This window comes from Streptomyces sp. NPDC057877 (assembly GCF_042796855.1).
In the GTDB taxonomy this organism is placed as follows: Bacteria; Actinomycetota; Actinomycetes; order Streptomycetales; family Streptomycetaceae; genus Streptomyces.
The window spans coordinates 688,943-704,646 of the sequence record NZ_JBHVMS010000001.1; the positions used below are offsets into that span (position 1 = coordinate 688,943).

At 74.9% G+C, this 15,704-nt stretch carries 12 protein-coding genes, 1 tRNA gene and 1 pseudogene; 11 read left to right on the forward strand and 3 right to left on the reverse strand.

The window, feature by feature from the left end; genetic code table 11:
- Window positions 1–141: 141 nt before the first annotated feature.
- Window positions 142–615: a hypothetical protein gene (locus tag ACFVQG_RS02940; protein WP_383376111.1), complete on the reverse strand. Its 474-nt coding sequence runs from the start codon at window positions 613–615 to the stop codon at window positions 142–144.
- Between the two features lie 139 nt (window positions 616–754).
- On the opposite strand from ACFVQG_RS02940, the gene ACFVQG_RS02945 reads away from it, so the two are divergent.
- The 5 genes from ACFVQG_RS02945 to ACFVQG_RS02965 all read left to right on the forward strand — a co-directional run bounded on the left by ACFVQG_RS02945 (window position 755) and on the right by ACFVQG_RS02965 (window position 6,327).
- Window positions 755–1,297 (forward strand): DoxX family protein, encoded by a 543-nt coding sequence (locus ACFVQG_RS02945; RefSeq protein WP_383376518.1) that lies wholly within the window; start codon window positions 755–757, stop codon window positions 1,295–1,297.
- A complete protein-coding gene (locus tag ACFVQG_RS02950) occupies window positions 1,195–2,010 on the forward strand; it encodes a 4Fe-4S dicluster domain-containing protein (RefSeq protein ID WP_383376520.1) in 816 nt (271 codons plus the stop codon). The genes ACFVQG_RS02945 and ACFVQG_RS02950 overlap by 103 nt, the downstream gene beginning before the upstream one ends.
- Window positions 2,007–2,936 (forward strand): NrfD/PsrC family molybdoenzyme membrane anchor subunit, encoded by a 930-nt coding sequence (gene nrfD, locus ACFVQG_RS02955; RefSeq protein WP_383376114.1) that lies wholly within the window; start codon window positions 2,007–2,009, stop codon window positions 2,934–2,936. The genes ACFVQG_RS02950 and nrfD overlap by 4 nt, the downstream gene beginning before the upstream one ends.
- A 4-nt stretch (window positions 2,937–2,940) precedes the next feature.
- Window positions 2,941–6,204 carry a formate dehydrogenase gene (fdh, locus tag ACFVQG_RS02960; protein WP_383376117.1) on the forward strand — a complete coding sequence of 1,088 codons (3,264 nt, stop codon included), beginning with the start codon at window positions 2,941–2,943 and terminating at the stop codon, window positions 6,202–6,204.
- A 27-nt stretch (window positions 6,205–6,231) separates the two neighbouring features.
- Window positions 6,232–6,327, forward strand: a tRNA-Sec gene (locus ACFVQG_RS02965).
- A gap of 32 nt (window positions 6,328–6,359) precedes the next feature.
- Here the strand turns inward: ACFVQG_RS02965 and ACFVQG_RS02970 are convergent.
- Window positions 6,360–8,183, reverse strand: a pseudogene (locus ACFVQG_RS02970) (SelB C-terminal domain-containing protein); the annotation flags it as partial.
- On the reverse strand, window positions 8,102–9,439 hold the full coding sequence (gene selA / locus ACFVQG_RS02975; protein WP_383376118.1) for an L-seryl-tRNA(Sec) selenium transferase: 1,338 nt from the start codon (window positions 9,437–9,439) through the stop codon (window positions 8,102–8,104). The pseudogene ACFVQG_RS02970 and the gene selA, both read right to left, overlap by 82 nt.
- 200 nt (window positions 9,440–9,639) lie before the next feature.
- On the opposite strand from selA, the gene ACFVQG_RS02980 reads away from it, so the two are divergent.
- Genes ACFVQG_RS02980 through mnhG form a run of 6 tightly spaced genes read left to right on the forward strand, consistent with a single transcriptional unit; the run spans window position 9,640 to window position 15,586 of the window.
- Entirely contained in the window at window positions 9,640–12,468 is a 2,829-nt protein-coding gene (locus ACFVQG_RS02980; RefSeq protein ID WP_383376120.1) for a Na+/H+ antiporter subunit A, read from the forward strand.
- The gene (locus tag ACFVQG_RS02985; protein WP_383376122.1) at window positions 12,465–12,881 is read left to right on the forward strand and encodes a Na(+)/H(+) antiporter subunit C; all 417 of its coding nucleotides are present in this window, start codon (window positions 12,465–12,467) and stop codon (window positions 12,879–12,881) included. Before ACFVQG_RS02980 ends, ACFVQG_RS02985 begins: the two co-directional genes overlap by 4 nt.
- Window positions 12,878–14,383: a Na+/H+ antiporter subunit D gene (locus tag ACFVQG_RS02990; RefSeq protein ID WP_383376124.1), complete on the forward strand. Its 1,506-nt coding sequence runs from the start codon at window positions 12,878–12,880 to the stop codon at window positions 14,381–14,383. Before ACFVQG_RS02985 ends, ACFVQG_RS02990 begins: the two co-directional genes overlap by 4 nt.
- Window positions 14,380–14,934 carry a Na+/H+ antiporter subunit E gene (locus ACFVQG_RS02995; protein ID WP_383376127.1) on the forward strand — a complete coding sequence of 185 codons (555 nt, stop codon included), beginning with the start codon at window positions 14,380–14,382 and terminating at the stop codon, window positions 14,932–14,934. Before ACFVQG_RS02990 ends, ACFVQG_RS02995 begins: the two co-directional genes overlap by 4 nt.
- Window positions 14,931–15,197 (forward strand): monovalent cation/H+ antiporter complex subunit F, encoded by a 267-nt coding sequence (locus ACFVQG_RS03000; RefSeq protein ID WP_383376129.1) that lies wholly within the window; start codon window positions 14,931–14,933, stop codon window positions 15,195–15,197. The genes ACFVQG_RS02995 and ACFVQG_RS03000 overlap by 4 nt, the downstream gene beginning before the upstream one ends.
- Entirely contained in the window at window positions 15,194–15,586 is a 393-nt protein-coding gene (mnhG, locus tag ACFVQG_RS03005) for a monovalent cation/H(+) antiporter subunit G (protein ID WP_383376131.1), read from the forward strand. The genes ACFVQG_RS03000 and mnhG overlap by 4 nt, the downstream gene beginning before the upstream one ends.
- The last annotated feature ends 118 nt before the right edge of the window (window positions 15,587–15,704 follow it).

Consider the following 15,704-nt stretch of genomic DNA (forward strand, 5'->3'; position numbering starts at 1 on the left):
CCTGGTGCGGCCAGGTGGCCGGTGTGCGGGGCGGGGCGTGGTGGTGGACTTGCCCGGCGTAGCCGACGGCGATGCCGCCGTGGTCGGCGAAGACGCCGCCGATGAGGTGGGTCGGCGCGGCCGGGGCTGTACCGGGTGCGCTCAGTCCTGGTGCGAACCCGGCCGGGAAGGGTTTCCCAGGGTCACGTTCCCCATGGTCACGGCGGCGGCGGACCGGTGGTCGGCCCGGACGTGCACGTCCCCGCCGACGGCCAGTCCACCCGGCCCGGCCGACACGCTGGGGCGGGAGGTCTGTCGGCCCAGCAGGGTACGCAGCTCAGCGGCGACGCGGTCCTGCTCGACGCGCTCCATACTCTCCAACAGGGCCTGGATCCGCCCCTGCCAGACCGCCTCCTGCCGGATCCGCACCCGCTCCAGGTCGTCCGCCCGGGCCCCGTCCAGCTCGCCCGCGGTCTGGTCGAGGCGCTCCAACTCGGCGTGCTCGCGCTGCGGATTCCCCCGGCCGAACCAGCGGGCCACCCGCAGGCGCACCTCAGCCCACGCGTCGGTACCCGCGGCCTGCACCACCGCGGTGCCTCCCGCCGCGGCCAACGCGGTCATCGCTTCCGACAGCATCCTCGCCCTTCCCTCACCTTCCCCGGGACATCACTCCATCAGACACGTGCTGCTGTTGTCCCTGGTTCCGGGAAGAGAGGGCGGGCGATGAACTTCTGGGAGACCGTCACGGGCAGCGGTCCCGTCGCGAGCGGCCCCGCTGTTCGGCCACGCGGCCCAGAAGCTGCTGGGCTGGTTCCGGGGCCCGCGCCCGAGCGGCGCCGCGGCCGCCTTCCAGGGCCCGGGATTACGGCCCGGCAGGCCGCTGGTGCTGCTCGCGGGGTCCTGCGAGGTGCTGGGGGCGGTGCTCATCGCGGCCGGGGCGGCGACCCCGCTCGCGGCGGCCGTCATCATGGGCACGGTGATCGTGGCCGCCACCCCCGAGCGGGGGCGCGGCCGTCCCGCACGGCGGCCCCGGCGTCCCGCTGGTCCTCGCCGCGATCTCGCTGGTGGCCCACCGGCTGTCCGACGGCGACCGCGCCCGGCGCGGGTCCCCCGATCGCCGTTTCGGCCGCGCGCGCCGAGGGCACCCGTGTCAGGCTCGGTAGGCGAGCGAGGAGGTCCGACGTGCCGGAACACACCGTCGCGCGGCTGCCGCGCATGGGCTTCTTCACCGACACCTCGGTCTGCATCGGCTGCAAGGCCTGCGAGGTGGCGTGCAAGGAGTGGAACGCGATCCCGGCGGACGGCGGCCCGGAGCTGACGGGCATGTCCTACGACAACACCGGGGGCCTCGGCGCCGACACCTGGCGGCATGTCGCGTTCGTCGAACAGCGTGCGCCCGCCGCCGACCTGGACGTGTTCACCGCCGCCCGCGAACTGGACGCACCCGGCGGATCCGAGCTGCGCTGGCTGATGTCCTCGGACGTGTGCAAGCACTGCACCCACGCCGCCTGCCTGGACGTCTGCCCGACCGGATCGCTGTTCCGCACGGAGTTCGGCACGGTCGTCGTCCAGGAGGACATCTGCAACGGCTGCGGCTACTGCGTCCCGGCCTGCCCGTACGGCGTCATCGACCAGCGGCGCGGCGACGGCCGGGCCTGGAAGTGCACCCTGTGCTACGACCGCCTGGGCGTGGGCATGGAACCGGCCTGCGCCAAGGCCTGCCCGACCGAGTCCATCCAGTTCGGCCCGCTGGACGAGCTGCGCGACCGGGCGGCGGACCGGGTCGCCGCCCTGCACGCGGCCGGGGTCACGGACGCCCGCCTGTACGGCGCGGACCCGGCGGACGGCGTCGGCGGAGACGGCGCGTTCTTCCTGCTGCTGGACGAACCGGAGGTCTACGGCCTGCCACCGGACCCGGTCGTCACCACCCGCGACCTGCCCGCCATGTGGCGCCACGCGGCGACGGCCGCCGCGTCGCTCGCCGCGCTCACCGCCGTCAGCTTCGCCCGCTTCGCCAGGAGGCCCCGGTGACCCGGCAGAAGCGCCGCGGTGAGCAGCCCGTGGTCCCCGACGCCTCGTTCACGTCCTACCACGGCTCCCCGATCCTCAACAGCCCGACCTGGCAGCCCCTCGACATCGCGGGCTATCTCTTCTGCGGAGGACTCGCCGGAGCCTCTTCGCTGCTGGCCGCCGGGGCGCACGCCACCGCCCGGCCCGCGCTGGCCCGGGCGGCGAAGCTCGGCGCGGCGGGCGGCGTGTCGGCCTCGCTCGGCCTGCTCGTGCACGACCTCGGCCGCCCGGCCCGCTTCCTGAACATGCTGCGCGTCTGCAAGCCCACCTCCCCCATGAGCCTCGGCTCCTGGCTGCTGGCGGGCTACGCGCCGCTCGCCCTGGCCGCGGCGGCCACCGACGTCACCGGCCGCTTCCGCCGCGCCGGTACGGCCGCCACCTCGGCCGCCTCCGTTCTGGGCCCGGCGGTGGCGACGTACACCGCGGTCCTCGTCGCCGACACCGCGGTGCCGTCCTGGCACGAGGCCCACCGCGAGCTGCCGTACGTCTTCGCGGGTTCCGCCGCCACCGCCGCCGCCGGGCTCGGCCTGCTCTGTGCCCCGGCCGCGCAGAGCGGTCCCGCGCGCCGGATGGCCGTACTCGGCGCGGCGCTGGAGTGGGGCGCCGTCCGGCTGATGAAGCGGCGGATGGGCCTCGCCGCCGAGACCTACGAGCGGGGCACCCCGCGCACCCTGCTGCGTGCGGCCGAGACGCTCACGGCGGGGGGCGCGCTGCTCGCGGCGTGCGCGGACCGCCGGGCCCTCGGTGCCGTCGCCGGGTCGGCGCTGCTGGCCGGTTCGGCGGCGCTGCGGTTCGGTGTGTTCCACGCCGGGGTGGCGTCGGCGAAGGACCCGAAGTACACCGTCGTACCCCAGCGGGAGCGGCTCGCCGTGCGGGAAGGGGCGTAGGGACATGGGCGTACGCACCTGGATCGACTCCTGGCCGGTCTACCGGCAGCTCACCGGCACCGACCCCCTGGGCCGGGGCGACGCCGCGCGCAGCGGTGCGCGGCGCACGCCCCGGGTCGCGTCGGCGGACCGGGTGGTGAAGTCGGTCTGCCCGTACTGCGCGGTCGGCTGCGGCCAGGACGTCTACGTCGAGGACGGCCGCGTCACCCAGATCGAGGGCGACCCCGACTCCCCCGTCTCACGCGGTCGGCTGTGCCCCAAGGGCTCGGCGAGCCTCCAGCTGACCACCGGGCCCGCCCGTGAGCGGCAGGTGCTCTACCGGAGGCCGTACGGCACCGAGTGGGAGCGCCTCGGCCTCGACACCGCGATGGACATGATCGCTGACCGGGTGATCGAGGCGCGGCGGGCGGGCTGGCAGTGGGAGGTCGACGCGGCCCGCACCCGGCGCACGCTGGGCATCGCCAGCCTGGGCGGGGCGACCCTCGACAACGAGGAGAACTACCTGATCAAGAAGTTGTTCACCGCGCTCGGCGCCGTACAGATCGAGAACCAGGCGCGCATTTGACACTCCGCCACCGTTCCCGGTCTGGGAACCTCGTTCGGCCGCGGCGGCGCGACCACCTTCCAGCAGGACCTCCAGAACAGCGACTGCATCGTCATCCAGGGCTCGAACATGGCCGAGTGCCATCCGGTCGGGTTCCAGTGGGTGATGGAGGCCAAGGCGCGCGGCGCGAAGGTGGTCCACGTCGATCCGCGGTTCACCCGCACCAGCGCGCTGGCCGATCTGCACGTGCCGCTGCGCGCGGGCTCCGACATCGCCTTCCTCGGCGGGATCATCAACCACGTCCTGCGGACCGGGGCGTACTTCCGCGACTACGTGGTGGCGTACACCAACGCGCCCGTGATCCTGCGGGAGGAGTTCCGCGACACCGAGGACCTCGACGGGGTCTTCTCCGGCCTCGTCCCGGACAGCCCCGACCAGGACGGCCCCGCCCCGGGGGACCGGAGCTACGACAACAGCAGCTGGCAGTACGCGGGCACGCGCGTGCAGGCCGCGTCCGGCCAGCGGGAGCAGCCCGGCTCGATCGCCGAGGAGGCCGGTGGCGAGGCACACGGCTCCGGCGGCGCCGACATCGGCGGCGGCGAGCCCGAGCGCGACGACACGCTGACCCACCCGCGCTGTGTCTTCCAGGTCCTCAAGCGCCACTACGCCCGCTACACCCCGGAGATGGTGGAGCGGGTCTGCGGGGTGCCGCGGGATGTCTTCCGCCGGGTGTGCGAGCTGGTGACGGAGAACTCCGGGCGCGAGCGGACCACCGCGTTCGCCTACGCCGTCGGCTGGACCCAGCACACGGTGGGCGTGCAGTACATCCGCGCGGCCAGTGTGCTGCAGAGCCTGCTGGGCAACATCGGCAGGCCCGGCGGCGGCATCCTCGCGCTGCGCGGGCACGCCTCCATCCAGGGCTCGACGGACATCCCCACGCTGTTCAACCTGCTGCCCGGCTACATCCCGATGCCGCACGCGCACGAGCAGCGGCAGGACCTGGACTCCTTCGTCCGGGCGGACGCGGCGCGCAAGGGCTACTGGGGCAACATGCGCGCCTACCTGGTCAGCCTGCTGAAGGCGTACTGGGGTGAGGCGGCGACCGCGGAGAACGACTACTGCTTCGACTACCTGCCCCGGCTGACCGGTTCGCACTCGATGTACGAGACGGTGCTGGCCCAGCTGGACGGCGTGTGCAAGGGCTACTTCCTGATGGGCGAGAACCCGGCCGTCGGCTCCGCCAACGCAAAGATGCAGCGCCTCGGCATGGCCAACCTGGACTGGCTCGTCGTACGGGACTTCTCCCTCATCGAGTCGGCGACCTGGTGGCGGGACGGCCCGGAGACCGAGACGGGTGAGCTGCGCACGGAGGACATCGGCACGGAGGTGTTCTTCCTCCCGGCCGCCGCGCACACCGAGAAGGACGGCACGTTCACCAACACCCAGCGCCTGCTGCAATGGCACCACCAGGCCGTGGAACCGCCCGGCGAGGCCCGTAGCGACCTGTGGTTCACCTACCACCTCGGGCGCCTTATCCGGCGCAAGCTGGCCGCGTCCACCGACCCGATGGACCGCCCGCTCCTCGACCTGACGTGGGACTACCCCACCAAGGGGCCGCAGGCCGAGCCGGACGCCGCCGCCGTCCTCGCGGAGATCAACGGCCACGACGCCGAAGGGGCGCCGCTGAGTTCGTACGAGCAACTGCGCGCGGACGGGTCGACGTCCTGCGGCTGCTGGATCTACTGCGGGGTGTACGCCGACGGCGTCAACCAGTCGGCGCGCCGCACCCCGGGCGGCGAGCAGGACTGGGTGGCCGCCGAGTGGGGCTGGGCGTGGCCCGCGAACCGCCGGGTGCTCTACAACCGCGCCTCGGCCGACCCGGAGGGCAGGCCGTGGAGCGCGCGCAAGGCGCTGGTGTGGTGGGACGCGGAGCGCGGTGAGTGGACCGGCCACGACGTGCCCGACTTCAGGAAGGACAAGGCCCCCGACCACCGCCCGCCGCCGGACGCGACCGGCCCCGAGGCGCTCGGCGGCTCGGACGCGTTCATCATGCAGGCCGACGGCAAGGCCTGGCTGTACGTCCCGTCCGGGCTCACCGACGGCCCACTGCCCACCCACTACGAGCCGCAGGACTCGCCGTTCCCGAACCTGCTGTACGGGCAACAGCGCAATCCCGTACGGCAGTTGACGCGCCCACACCCCGACAACCGCTACCAGCCCGGCCCCGGCGAACCCGGTTCGCGCGTGTTCCCGTACGTGGCCACCACCTACCGGCTCACCGAGCACCACACGGCGGGCGGCATGTCCCGCTGGCAGCCGTACCTGGCGGAGCTGCAACCGGAGTTCTTCTGCGAGGTGTCACCGGGGCTCGCCGCCGAACGGGGCCTGGAGCACACCGGCTGGGCGACGATCGTCAGCGCCCGCGGGGTGATCGAGGCCCGGGTGCTGGTGACGGACCGGATGCCGCCGCTGACCGTGCACGGCCGTCCGCTGCACCAGGTGGGCCTGCCCTACCACTGGGGCCCGAACGGCCTCAGTACCGGCGACGCGGCCAACGAGCTGCTGCATCTGTCCCTCGACCCCAACACCCACATCCAGGAGGCCAAGGCGTTCGCCGTCGACATCCGCCCGGGGCGCCGCCCCAGGGGCCCGGCGGCGGTGGAGCTGGTGCGTGCCTACCGGACGCGCGCGGGCATCGGCGAGCGCACCGGCAGGGAACGGTGAGCCGCCTCGGGTAGCCTGGCCAGGCGTGGAGGCGTATGGGTGCCTGGTGGCCCTCCCGGTCTTCAAAACCGAGGTGCCCGAGGATCTCGGGCAGGCCGGTTCGATTCCGGTCCGCCTCCGCCAGCCCCGTTTCCCAGGCATCTGCGCCGCTGGTCGTCGACGCGCTCGGTGTGGCCGTGGGCGTCCAGGTACTCCAGCAGGGGTACGGCCACCCGTCGGGTGGTGTCCAGGGCCTTGCGTGCCTCGCTCAGGGTGAACGGCTGCTCCAGTTCGCGCAGTACGGCGGCGGCGTGGGCGTCCGCCCCGGGCAGCAGCACGATGCCGTCGCCGACCTTGAGCAGCGCGCCCGCCGTCACCGCGGCGGCCAGTGCCCTGTGGGTGAGGCCCAGTTCGGCCAGCCGGTGTGCCTCCGGGGCGCGGAAGGGTGCCTCGGCCAGTTCGGCGCGCAGGGTGTGCACCGCCGGTGGCAGGGCGGGTCCCGGGGCCGTGTCGCCGTACAGCCGTCCCTGGGCCCGCCGCAGCGGGCGCCCGCCCGGGGTCGCGGCGAGCGCGTCGACCAGGGTCCGGTCGGGCAGGCCGAGCAGGTGCCGGGCGGCCTCGGTGGGCAGGCCGGGGTCCAGGGGGTGCCGGGACGCGTGCCGGTCCACGACCTCGGAGAGCCGCTCGCGCAGGGCGGCCCAGTGCGCGGGGTCGGCCAGCCAGTCCCCGGCGACGGGCGTGGCGTCGGTGGGGACGCCCATGGCGCGCAGTGCGGTGCGGCGGATCAGCAGGCGGCGGCGCAGTTCGGCCCCGTCGTCCGGGCGGCCGGTCATGGTGGCCAGTTCGGCGGCCCGGGTGCGGGCGGCGCCGCGCCGGGCCAGCCGTGGTGGCCGTACGTCGAGCACGGTCACGGCGGCCGGGGTGCGGGGGCCGCCCGGCTGTCGCAGCACCGCCCGGTCGCCGACGCGCAGGGGCAGTTCCCTGGCGAGGGTGAGCCGGGCGGTGTCCGCGCCGAGCGGCCGGACGGTCACCGGCACGGCGGCGGTGCCGAGGTGCAGGGTGGCCGCGCGGGGCAGGTCGGCCACGGGAATCCCGGTGACGCGTACGTCGGTCAGGCCCGTCGGCAGCCAGCGGTCCGGGGTGAGCAGCACCTGACCGCGGGCCAGCGGGCCGTCCGGGGCGCCGTGCACGTTGACCGCCACCCGCGCGACCGCGCTGACGGCGTCCCGGTTCTCGTGCAGGCACTGCAGGCCGCGCACCCGCAGCCCGTCCGTGCCGTCGCCTGTCGTCAGCCGGTCGCCGACGCGCAGGGTGCCCGCGGCCAGGGTGCCGGTGACGACGGTGCCGTGCCCGCGCACGGTGAAGGCCCGGTCCAGCCACAGCCGGACGTCGGCGTCGGCGGGCGGCACGGGCAGCGCGCGGGCCAGCCGGACCAGTTCGGCGCGCAAGTCGTCCAGACCCGCGCCGGTCACCGCGCTGACCGCGACGGACGGTACGGCGCCCAGCGAGGTGGCCGCGAGGCGTTCGGCGGCGTCCGCGCGCACCGGCTCCGGGTCGGCGAGGTCGGCGCGGGTGACGGCGAGGACGGCGTGGCGGACGCCGAGGGCGTGCAGGATCTCCAGGTGTTCCTGGGACTGCCGCTGCCAGCCCTGGTCGGCGGCGACCACGAACAGCACGGCGGGCACCGGGCCGACCCCGGCGAGCATGGTGGCGACGAAGCGCTCGTGCCCGGGCACGTCGACGAAGGCGAGGGGTTCGCCGTCCGGGTCCGGGCGGGTCCATACGAAGCCCAGGTCGAGGGTGAGTCCGCGGCGCCGTTCCTCCGCCAGCCGGTCGGGTTCCCTGCCGGTCAGCGCCCGCACCAGCGCGGACTTGCCGTGGTCGACGTGTCCGGCGGTGGCCAGTACCCGCACGACGGCTACCCCCTCGCCGCCGACCGCACGGCCGCGGCGAGGCGCTGGTCGTCCGGCTCGGGCACCGTCCGCAGGTCCAGCAGGCACCGCCCGGCCGCCAGTCGTCCCACCACCGGGTCCGTGCCGGTGCGCAGGGCGGCGGCGTACCGCTCGGGCAGCGACAGCGCGGCACTGGGCAGGGCCACTCCGGGCGCTCCCCCGCCGCCCACCGTCGCCACGCTGTCGACGGCCCGTACGTCGATGCCGTCGGCGTCCAGCAGCCGGGCGAGCCGTTCGGCGCGGTGCCGCAGCCGCGCCGGGTCGGCGGCCAGTGCCTCGGCGGTCGGGGTGGCGGGTCCGGTCAGGGTCGCCTCCAGGGCGGCCAGGGTCAGCTTGTCCACGCGCAGGGCGCGGGCGAGGGGATGCCGTGAGAGGGTGCGCACGGTGTCCTCCGTGCCGAGCAGGAGTCCGCACTGGGGGCCGCCGAGCAGTTTGTCGCCGCTCGCGGTGACGAGGGCCGCCCCGGCGCGCAACTGGGTCTCGGCGTCGGGTTCCTCGGGCAGCAAGGGGTGCGGGGCGAGCAGCCCGGAGCCGATGTCGACGACGACCGGGACGCCCAGCGGGGCGAGTTCGGTGACGTCGGCGGCGCGGGTGAAGCCGGTGATCCGGAAGTTGGAGGGGTGCACCTTCAGGATGAAGGCCGTGTCGACCCCGAGGGCGGCGGCGTAGTCGTCGGGTGTGGTGCGGTTGGTGGTGCCGACCTCGCGCAGCCTGGCGCCGGTGGAGACCAGCAGGTCGGGCAGGCGGAAGCCGTCCCCGATCTCCACCATCTCGCCCCGGCTGACCAGGATCTCGCGTCCGGCGGCGAGCGCGGTGGCGGCCAGCACGAGCGCCGCGGCGCCGTTGTTGACGACGTGTGCCGCGGCGGCGGACGGGACGCGGTCGCGCAGGGCGGCCAGCGCGGTGCGCCCGCGCCGGGCCCGTACGCCGGTGCGCAGGTCGAGTTCGACGTCGGTGGGTCCGGCGGCCTCCCGCACCGCCTGCCGGGCCGCCGCCGACAGCGGGGCGCGGCCGAGGTTGGTGTGCAGCAGGACGCCGGTGGCGTTGACGACCGGCAGCAGTCCGCTCGCCGCGTGCGGCAGGAGGGTGACGGCGGTGTCGGCCACCGCGTCCGGTGGGACGGCGCCGTGCCGGGCCCGCTCCTGGGCCCGCCGGACCGCCGACTTCACGGGTGCCTCGCCCAGTCGGCGCGCCGCCTCCCGCAGCCGTGGGTCGCTCAGGACGGTGTCGGTGCGGGGGACGCGGCGGCGCGGGTCCAGCCGCGGTCCTTCGCTCACCTGTTGGTCCACGTGACCCTCCGTCATGCCGCTGTGCCGGACTCCATCGTCTTCCAGTGCCCGGGGCCGTCGGCGGGACACGCCGGGCAGGGCCGATTGCGCGTCGATGTCGCGGCAAAAGGTTCATTTGCCGTCGCGCCGGGCACCCGGCCGCGTCGAGGGTGGTAGATCCCCCGCGAAGGCCGGGCAGGGACGGAGCGGGTCGCCGCGGAGGGGTTGGTGTTGCCGTGCTGTTCCTGCTCGCCGCCCATGCCGTGGTCGCGGGGGCGGTCCACTGGGGGCGGTGGCGGCTGGGCCGGGCCGTGTGGGCGGTGGCCGCGCTGGTGCCGCTGGCCGTCGTGGGGTGGGCGAGCGCGCGGGCGGCGCGGGTGCTGGACGGCGCCGTGTACACCGAGTCGCTGGCCTGGGCGCCGTCGCTCGGGCTGACCGTCGACCTGCGCCTGGACGCCCTGTCCCTGCTGATGCTGTGGATCGTGGCCGGGGTCGGCGCCCTGGTGCTGTTGTACTGCCGCTACTACGTCCAGCGGGACGCGGGACAGTTGGCGGCCCTGCTGCTCCTGTTCGCCGGGGTGATGGCGGGGCTGGTGCTGGCCGACGGCCTCTTCGTGCTCTACGTCTTCTGGGAACTGACCACGGTGGTGTCCTTCCTGCTCATCGCCGGGCGGGGGGAGTCGGCCGAGGAGCGCCGGGCGGCCCGGCAGGCGCTGCTGGTGACGACGGCCGGGGGCCTGCTGATGCTGCTCGGCTTCGTGCTGCTGGCGCAGGCCGCCGGGACGCAGCGGATCTCCGCGATCGTCGCCGATCCGCCCCGGGGCGGCCTGGTCACCGCGGCCGTGGTGCTCGTACTGGTGGGCGCGTTCGCCAAGTCGGCGCAGTTGCCGCTGCACGGCTGGCTGCCCGCGGCGATGGTGGCGCCGACGCCGGTGAGCGCCTATCTGCACGCGGCGGCGATGGTGAAGGCGGGGGTCTATCTGGTGGCCCGGCTCGCGCCCGCGCTGGCCGAGGTGGGCCCGTGGCGGCCGATGGTGCTCGGGGTGGGCCTGACGACCATGGTGCTGGCGGCGTGGCGGGCGTTGCGCGCGCTCGATCTGAAGCTGCTCCTCGCCTACGGCACGATCAGTGAACTGGGCCTGCTGACCGCCCTGCTGGGCGCGGGGACGCGTACCGCGGCGATCGCCGGGACGGTGATGCTGATGGCGCACGCCGCGTTCAAGTCGGCGCTGTTCCTGACGGTGGGCATCGTGGACCGCCGCACGGGCACGCGGGACGTGCGCGAACTGTCGGGTCTGGGCCGTCGTATGCCGGTGCTGTGCGCGGTGGCCGTGCTCGCGGCGGCGTCGATGGCGGGGCTGCCGCCGCTGGTGGGCTATCTGGGGCACGAGGCCGCCGTCGAGGCGTTCCTCCATGTCACGGGCGCCGGGTGGGTGACGGCCGCGCTGGTCGTGGGCTTCGCGCTGACCGTGGCCTATAGCGCGCGGTTCCTGCGGGGCGCCTTCGGTGGGCCTCCGGCGGGGGTCGTCGAGGAGGCGGAGCGACCGCAGCCGGGGTTCCTCGCTCCGGTGGCCGTGCTGTCGGGGGCCGGTGTCGTCCTCGGCGTCTGGTACGGGGGGACGGCGGCCGTGGCGGAGGCGTACGCGGACGTGTTCCCGGCCGGTTCTGACGGATCGTACGCGCTGTCGCTGTGGCACGGGTTCACGCCGGTGCTGGGTCTGTCGGCGCTGGCCCTGCTGCTGGGTGCGCTGCTGCACGTCTGTCTGCGGCGGCTGCCGTACGGCTCCGGGGCGCGGTTGCCCCGGCTGCCCGACGCGCAGGGCGTGTTCGACCGGGCGGTGGCGGGCCTGGACCGGCTGGCGGTCGTGGTCACCGGGCGGCTCCAGGTCGGCTCGCTGCCGGTCTATCTGACGGTGCTGCTGGCGACGGTGGTCGTCGTGCCCGGCGTGGCGCTGGCCGCGGCGGCGCCGCCGCTCGGGTCGCCGTCGGCGTGGTGGTCGCCGGTGGAGCCGGTGCTCGCGGTGCTGGTGCTGACGGCGGCCGGGGCGGTGGTGGCCGCCCGGCACCGGCTGACCGGCATCCTGCTGGCGGGCGCCGTGGGCTACGGGGTGGCCGGGATCTTCCTGGTGCGCGGCGCGCCGGACCTGGCGCTCACCCAGTTGCTGGTGGAGACCATGACGCTGGTCGTGGTGGTGCTGGTGCTGCGGCGGATGCCGTCGCGGTTCAGCCCCGGCCGGACGGTCACCCGGGCGCGGCTGCTGCGCGCGGTCGCGGCCTGTTCGGTCGGGGTGTTCGTCATCTGCTTCGCCCTGGCGGCGTCCGCGGCCCGCAGGGCGCCCGCGGTCTCCGGGGAACAGGTGCGCCGGTCGGGGGAGGCGGGCGCCGACAACGTGGTCAACGCGATCGTCGTGGACTTCCGCGCCCTGGACACCCTGGGCGAGATCTCGGTGCTGCTGGTGGCGGCGGTCGGGGTGGTCAGCCTGGTCCGGGTGCCCGGCAGGGGGCGCGCGAGGACGCCCGGCGAGGAGCGGCGCGAGGCGTTCCCCACCGCGCGCTGGGACGAGCCCGCCGGGACCTGGCTGCCCGGGGCGCACGAGCGGCCCGGCGGTGAGCGTTCCGTGCTCCTTGAGGTGGTCACGCGGCTGCTGTTCCCGTCGATCCTGGTGCTCTCCCTGTTCCTGCTGTTCTCCGGGCACTACCACCCGGGCGGCGGCTTCTCGGCCGGTCTGGTGGCGGGTCAGGCGTTCGTGCTGCGCTATCTGGTGGGCGGCCGGGCCGATCTGGGCGCCGCCGTACGGGCGCCGTCCGGGGTGGTCGCGGGCACGGGGCTGCTGATCGCGTCCGCCGTCGGGCTGTTCCCGCCGCTCGTCGGCGGCGCGCCGCTGGAGAGCACGGTGGTGACGCTCCATCCGCCGCTGCTGGGCACGGTGAAGTTCGCGACCAGTCTCTTCTTCGACATCGGTGTCTACCTGGTCGTCGTCGGGGTCACCCTCAAGCTGCTGTCGGCGGCGGGTGTGTCGCTCGGCCGGGCCCCCGCGCGGCAGCAGAAGGGGGCCGCCGTGTGAACACCATCGACATCACGCTGTCCGTCGTGGTCGGCGGCCTGTTCGCCGTCGGGTTCTATCTGATGCTGCAACGCTCGCTGATGCGGATCGTCCTGGGGTTCATCGTCCTCGGCCATGGCACCAACCTGCTGCTGCTGGTCGCGGGCGGCACCCCGGGGCGGCCCCCGGTGACGGACGGCGAGGCGGCGGATCCCTCGCGGTTCGCCGATCCGCTGCCGCAGGCGATGGCGCTGACCTCGATCGTGATCACCTTCGCCCTGACCGCGTTCCTGACGGCGCTCGCGTACCGCTCCTGGCGGCTGTGGGGCAACGACGAGGTGCGCGACGACGTGGAGGACCGGCGTATCGGCACGTTCGCGGAGCGCGCCGGGCGCGGTGACCGGGACGGCCGCGCCCCGGAGGGTGACCGATGACGCCGACGATGCTGGCGCTGCCGGTGCTGCTGCCGCTGCTCGGCGCCGGGGTGTCGCTGCTCGGGCTGAGCCGTACGGCGGTGCGGGGCCTCGGCGGCGCGGTGCTCGCGGTGGTGCTGGCCGACGCGATGGCGCTGCTGGTGCTGGCCGACCGCGACGGACCGCAGGCCGTCCACATGGGCGGCTGGCCCGCGCCGCTGGGCATCACCCTGGTCGCGGACCGGCTCTCCGCGCTGCTGCTGACGGTGTCCGCGCTGGTGTCGCTGGCGGTGCTGGGCTTCGCCGTGGGCGAGGGCACCGCGGAGCGCCGCCAGCGCTCGGCGCGCGTGTTCCACCCCGCCTACCTGGTGCTCGTCGCGGGCGTCAGCCTGGCCTACCTCTCCGGCGACCTGTTCAACCTGTTCGTCGCCTTCGAGGCGATGCTGGCGGCGTCGTACGTGCTGATCACCCTGGACGCGGGGCGCAACCGCACCCGCGCGGGCATGACGTACACCATCGTCAGCCTGACCTCCTCGCTGCTGTTCATCACGCTGATCGCGCTGGTGTACGCGGCCACCGGCACGGTCACCCTGGCGCAGCTCGGCCCGCGGCTGGCGGAGCTGCCCGACGGGCTGCGGGGCGCGCTCGCCCTGCTGACGCTGACCGTGCTCGGCATCAAGGCGGCGCTGGTGCCGCTGCACTTCTGGCTCCCCGACAGCTACCCCACCGCGCCCGCGCCGATCACCGCGGTGTTCGCGGCACTGCTGACGAAGGTCGGGGTGTACGCCGTGCTGCGCACCGAGACGCTGCTGTTCCCCCGGGACGGGCTGTGGACGCCCCTGGCCTGGGTGGCGGTCGCCACCATGGTGGTCGGCATCCTGGGCGCCCTCGCGCAGGACGACATCAACCGGCTGCTGTCCTTCACCCTCGTCAGCCACATCGGCTTCATGCTGTTCGGGCTGGCGCTGTTCGACGTCGGCGGCCTGACCGGCACCATCCTGTACGTCGTCCACCACATCGTCGCCCAGGCGGCGCTGTTCCTGGTGGCGGACCTGATGGTGCGCCGCGCCGACACGGCGGCCCTGTCCCGGATGGCGCGGCGGCCCACGCCGGGCGCTCTGGTGGCCGTACTGTTCGCGCTTCCGGCGATGAGCCTGTCCGGGATTCCGCCGTTCTCCGGGTTCGTGGCCAAGCTGGCGCTGTTGCGGGCGGGCGTCGGGCACGGCGGGGCCGTGGCGTACACGCTGGCCGGGGCGGCCGTGCTCACCAGCGCGCTGACCCTGTACGCCATGACCCGGGTGTGGACGGCGGGCTTCATGAAGCCGCCGCGTCCGGCGCGTGGGGCGGCGGTGCCGCTGCGCGGGGCGCGGCTGATGCTGGTCGCGGCGGCCGGGGTGACGGCGGCGGGGCTGGCGGTGACGGTCTGCGCGGGGCCGTTGGCGCGGCTGGGTGAGCGGGCGGCGCAGGATCTGCTGCGTCCGCAGGCGTACCGGTCCGTGGTGCTCGGCGAGGGGGAGCGATGAGCCGGGGGCGGGGGGCCCGCCGGGTGGTGCGGCAGTTGCCGATGGTGGGCTGGCTGTGGGTGCTGTGGATCCTGCTGTGGGGGTCGCTGGGGCCGCTGGTCCTCGTCGGTGGCGCGCTGGTCGCCCTCGTGGTGGTCGCGGCGTTCCCGTTGCCGCCGGTGCCGGGGCGGGTGCCGCGGCCGTGGGCCACCGTGCGGCTGCTGGTGCGGCTCCTCGCGGATCTGGTGGGGTCGGGCGCCGTGGTGGCCTGGCAGGCCGTGCGGCACGGGCCCCGGACCGCCGCCGCGATCGTGGAGGTGCCGCTGCGGGCCGACAGCGATCTGCTGATCACGGCCGTCGCGGAGGTCACGACGATGGCCCCGGGGGCGCTGGTGATGGAGATCGACCGGCGACGGCGGCGGCTGTACGTGCACGCCCTGCCGGTCCGCGACGCGCACGACGTGGAGGCCCGCAGGGCGGAGGCCCGGTCGGTGGAGCGCACGGTCGCGCGGGCCATGGGCCAGCCACTCACGGAACGCCACCCCGACGAACCCGGAGGGAACCCGCCATGACCCTGCTCCACACCGTCACCCTCGGCCTGCTGTCGACGGCCCTGCTGCTGACGCTAGTGCGGCTGGTGCGCGGCCCGAGCGCGCTGGACCGGATCATGGCGCTGGACGTGGTCGTGACGCTGGTCATCGCGGGGACGGCGGTCGGCATGGTGCTGCGCGCGGACACCACGCCGGTGCCCGCGCTGGTCGTGCTCACCCTGCTGGCGTTCATCGGCTCGGTGACGGCGGCTCATCTGGTGGAGAAGCGGGAGGGCATGCGGTGACCGTGGTGCGGGACGTGGTGACGGCGGTGCTGTTCCCGGCCGGTGCCGTCTTCTGTCTGCTGGGCGCGGTGGGGCTGCTGCGCTTCCCGGACACCGGGAGCAGACTGCACGCCGCCGCGAAGGCCCAGACGCTCGGGCTGCTGCTCGTCCTGCTCGGCGCGGCGGCGCAACTGCCGTGGCGGCACGCGCCCGTGCTGGTGCTGGTCGCCGTGTTCCAGATGCTCACCGCCCCGGTGACCAGCCAGATCATCGGCCGCACCGCCTACCGCACCGACGGGCTCGACCGCCGTCTGCTGGTCCGCGACGAACTCGCCGACCGGCTGGCGAAGGACGGTACGCCACGGCCCGGGGCGGACACCGAGGGGCGGGACGCCGACGTGGACCGCTGAGCCGGGGGTCGTCGCCTCCCGTTTCGGTGCCATCGGCGCGTAGGCTCCCCGCGGTCCACCGCCGTCTGCTCCACTGCTTCCTGTGGACAGGACAGTTGACGGACCCTCAGGGGGGACT

Coding starts and splice junctions, on each gene's coding strand:
- ACFVQG_RS02940 (WP_383376111.1), bottom strand. CDS start 615: ATGCTGTCGGAAGCGATGACCGCGTTGGCCGCGGCGGGAGGCACCGCG.
- ACFVQG_RS02950 (WP_383376520.1), top strand. CDS start 1,195: ATGGGCTTCTTCACCGACACCTCGGTCTGCATCGGCTGCAAGGCCTGC.
- selA (WP_383376118.1), bottom strand. CDS start 9,439: ATGACGGAGGGTCACGTGGACCAACAGGTGAGCGAAGGACCGCGGCTG.
- ACFVQG_RS02990 (WP_383376124.1), top strand. CDS start 12,878: ATGACGCCGACGATGCTGGCGCTGCCGGTGCTGCTGCCGCTGCTCGGC.
- ACFVQG_RS02995 (WP_383376127.1), top strand. CDS start 14,380: ATGAGCCGGGGGCGGGGGGCCCGCCGGGTGGTGCGGCAGTTGCCGATG.
- ACFVQG_RS03000 (WP_383376129.1), top strand. CDS start 14,931: ATGACCCTGCTCCACACCGTCACCCTCGGCCTGCTGTCGACGGCCCTG.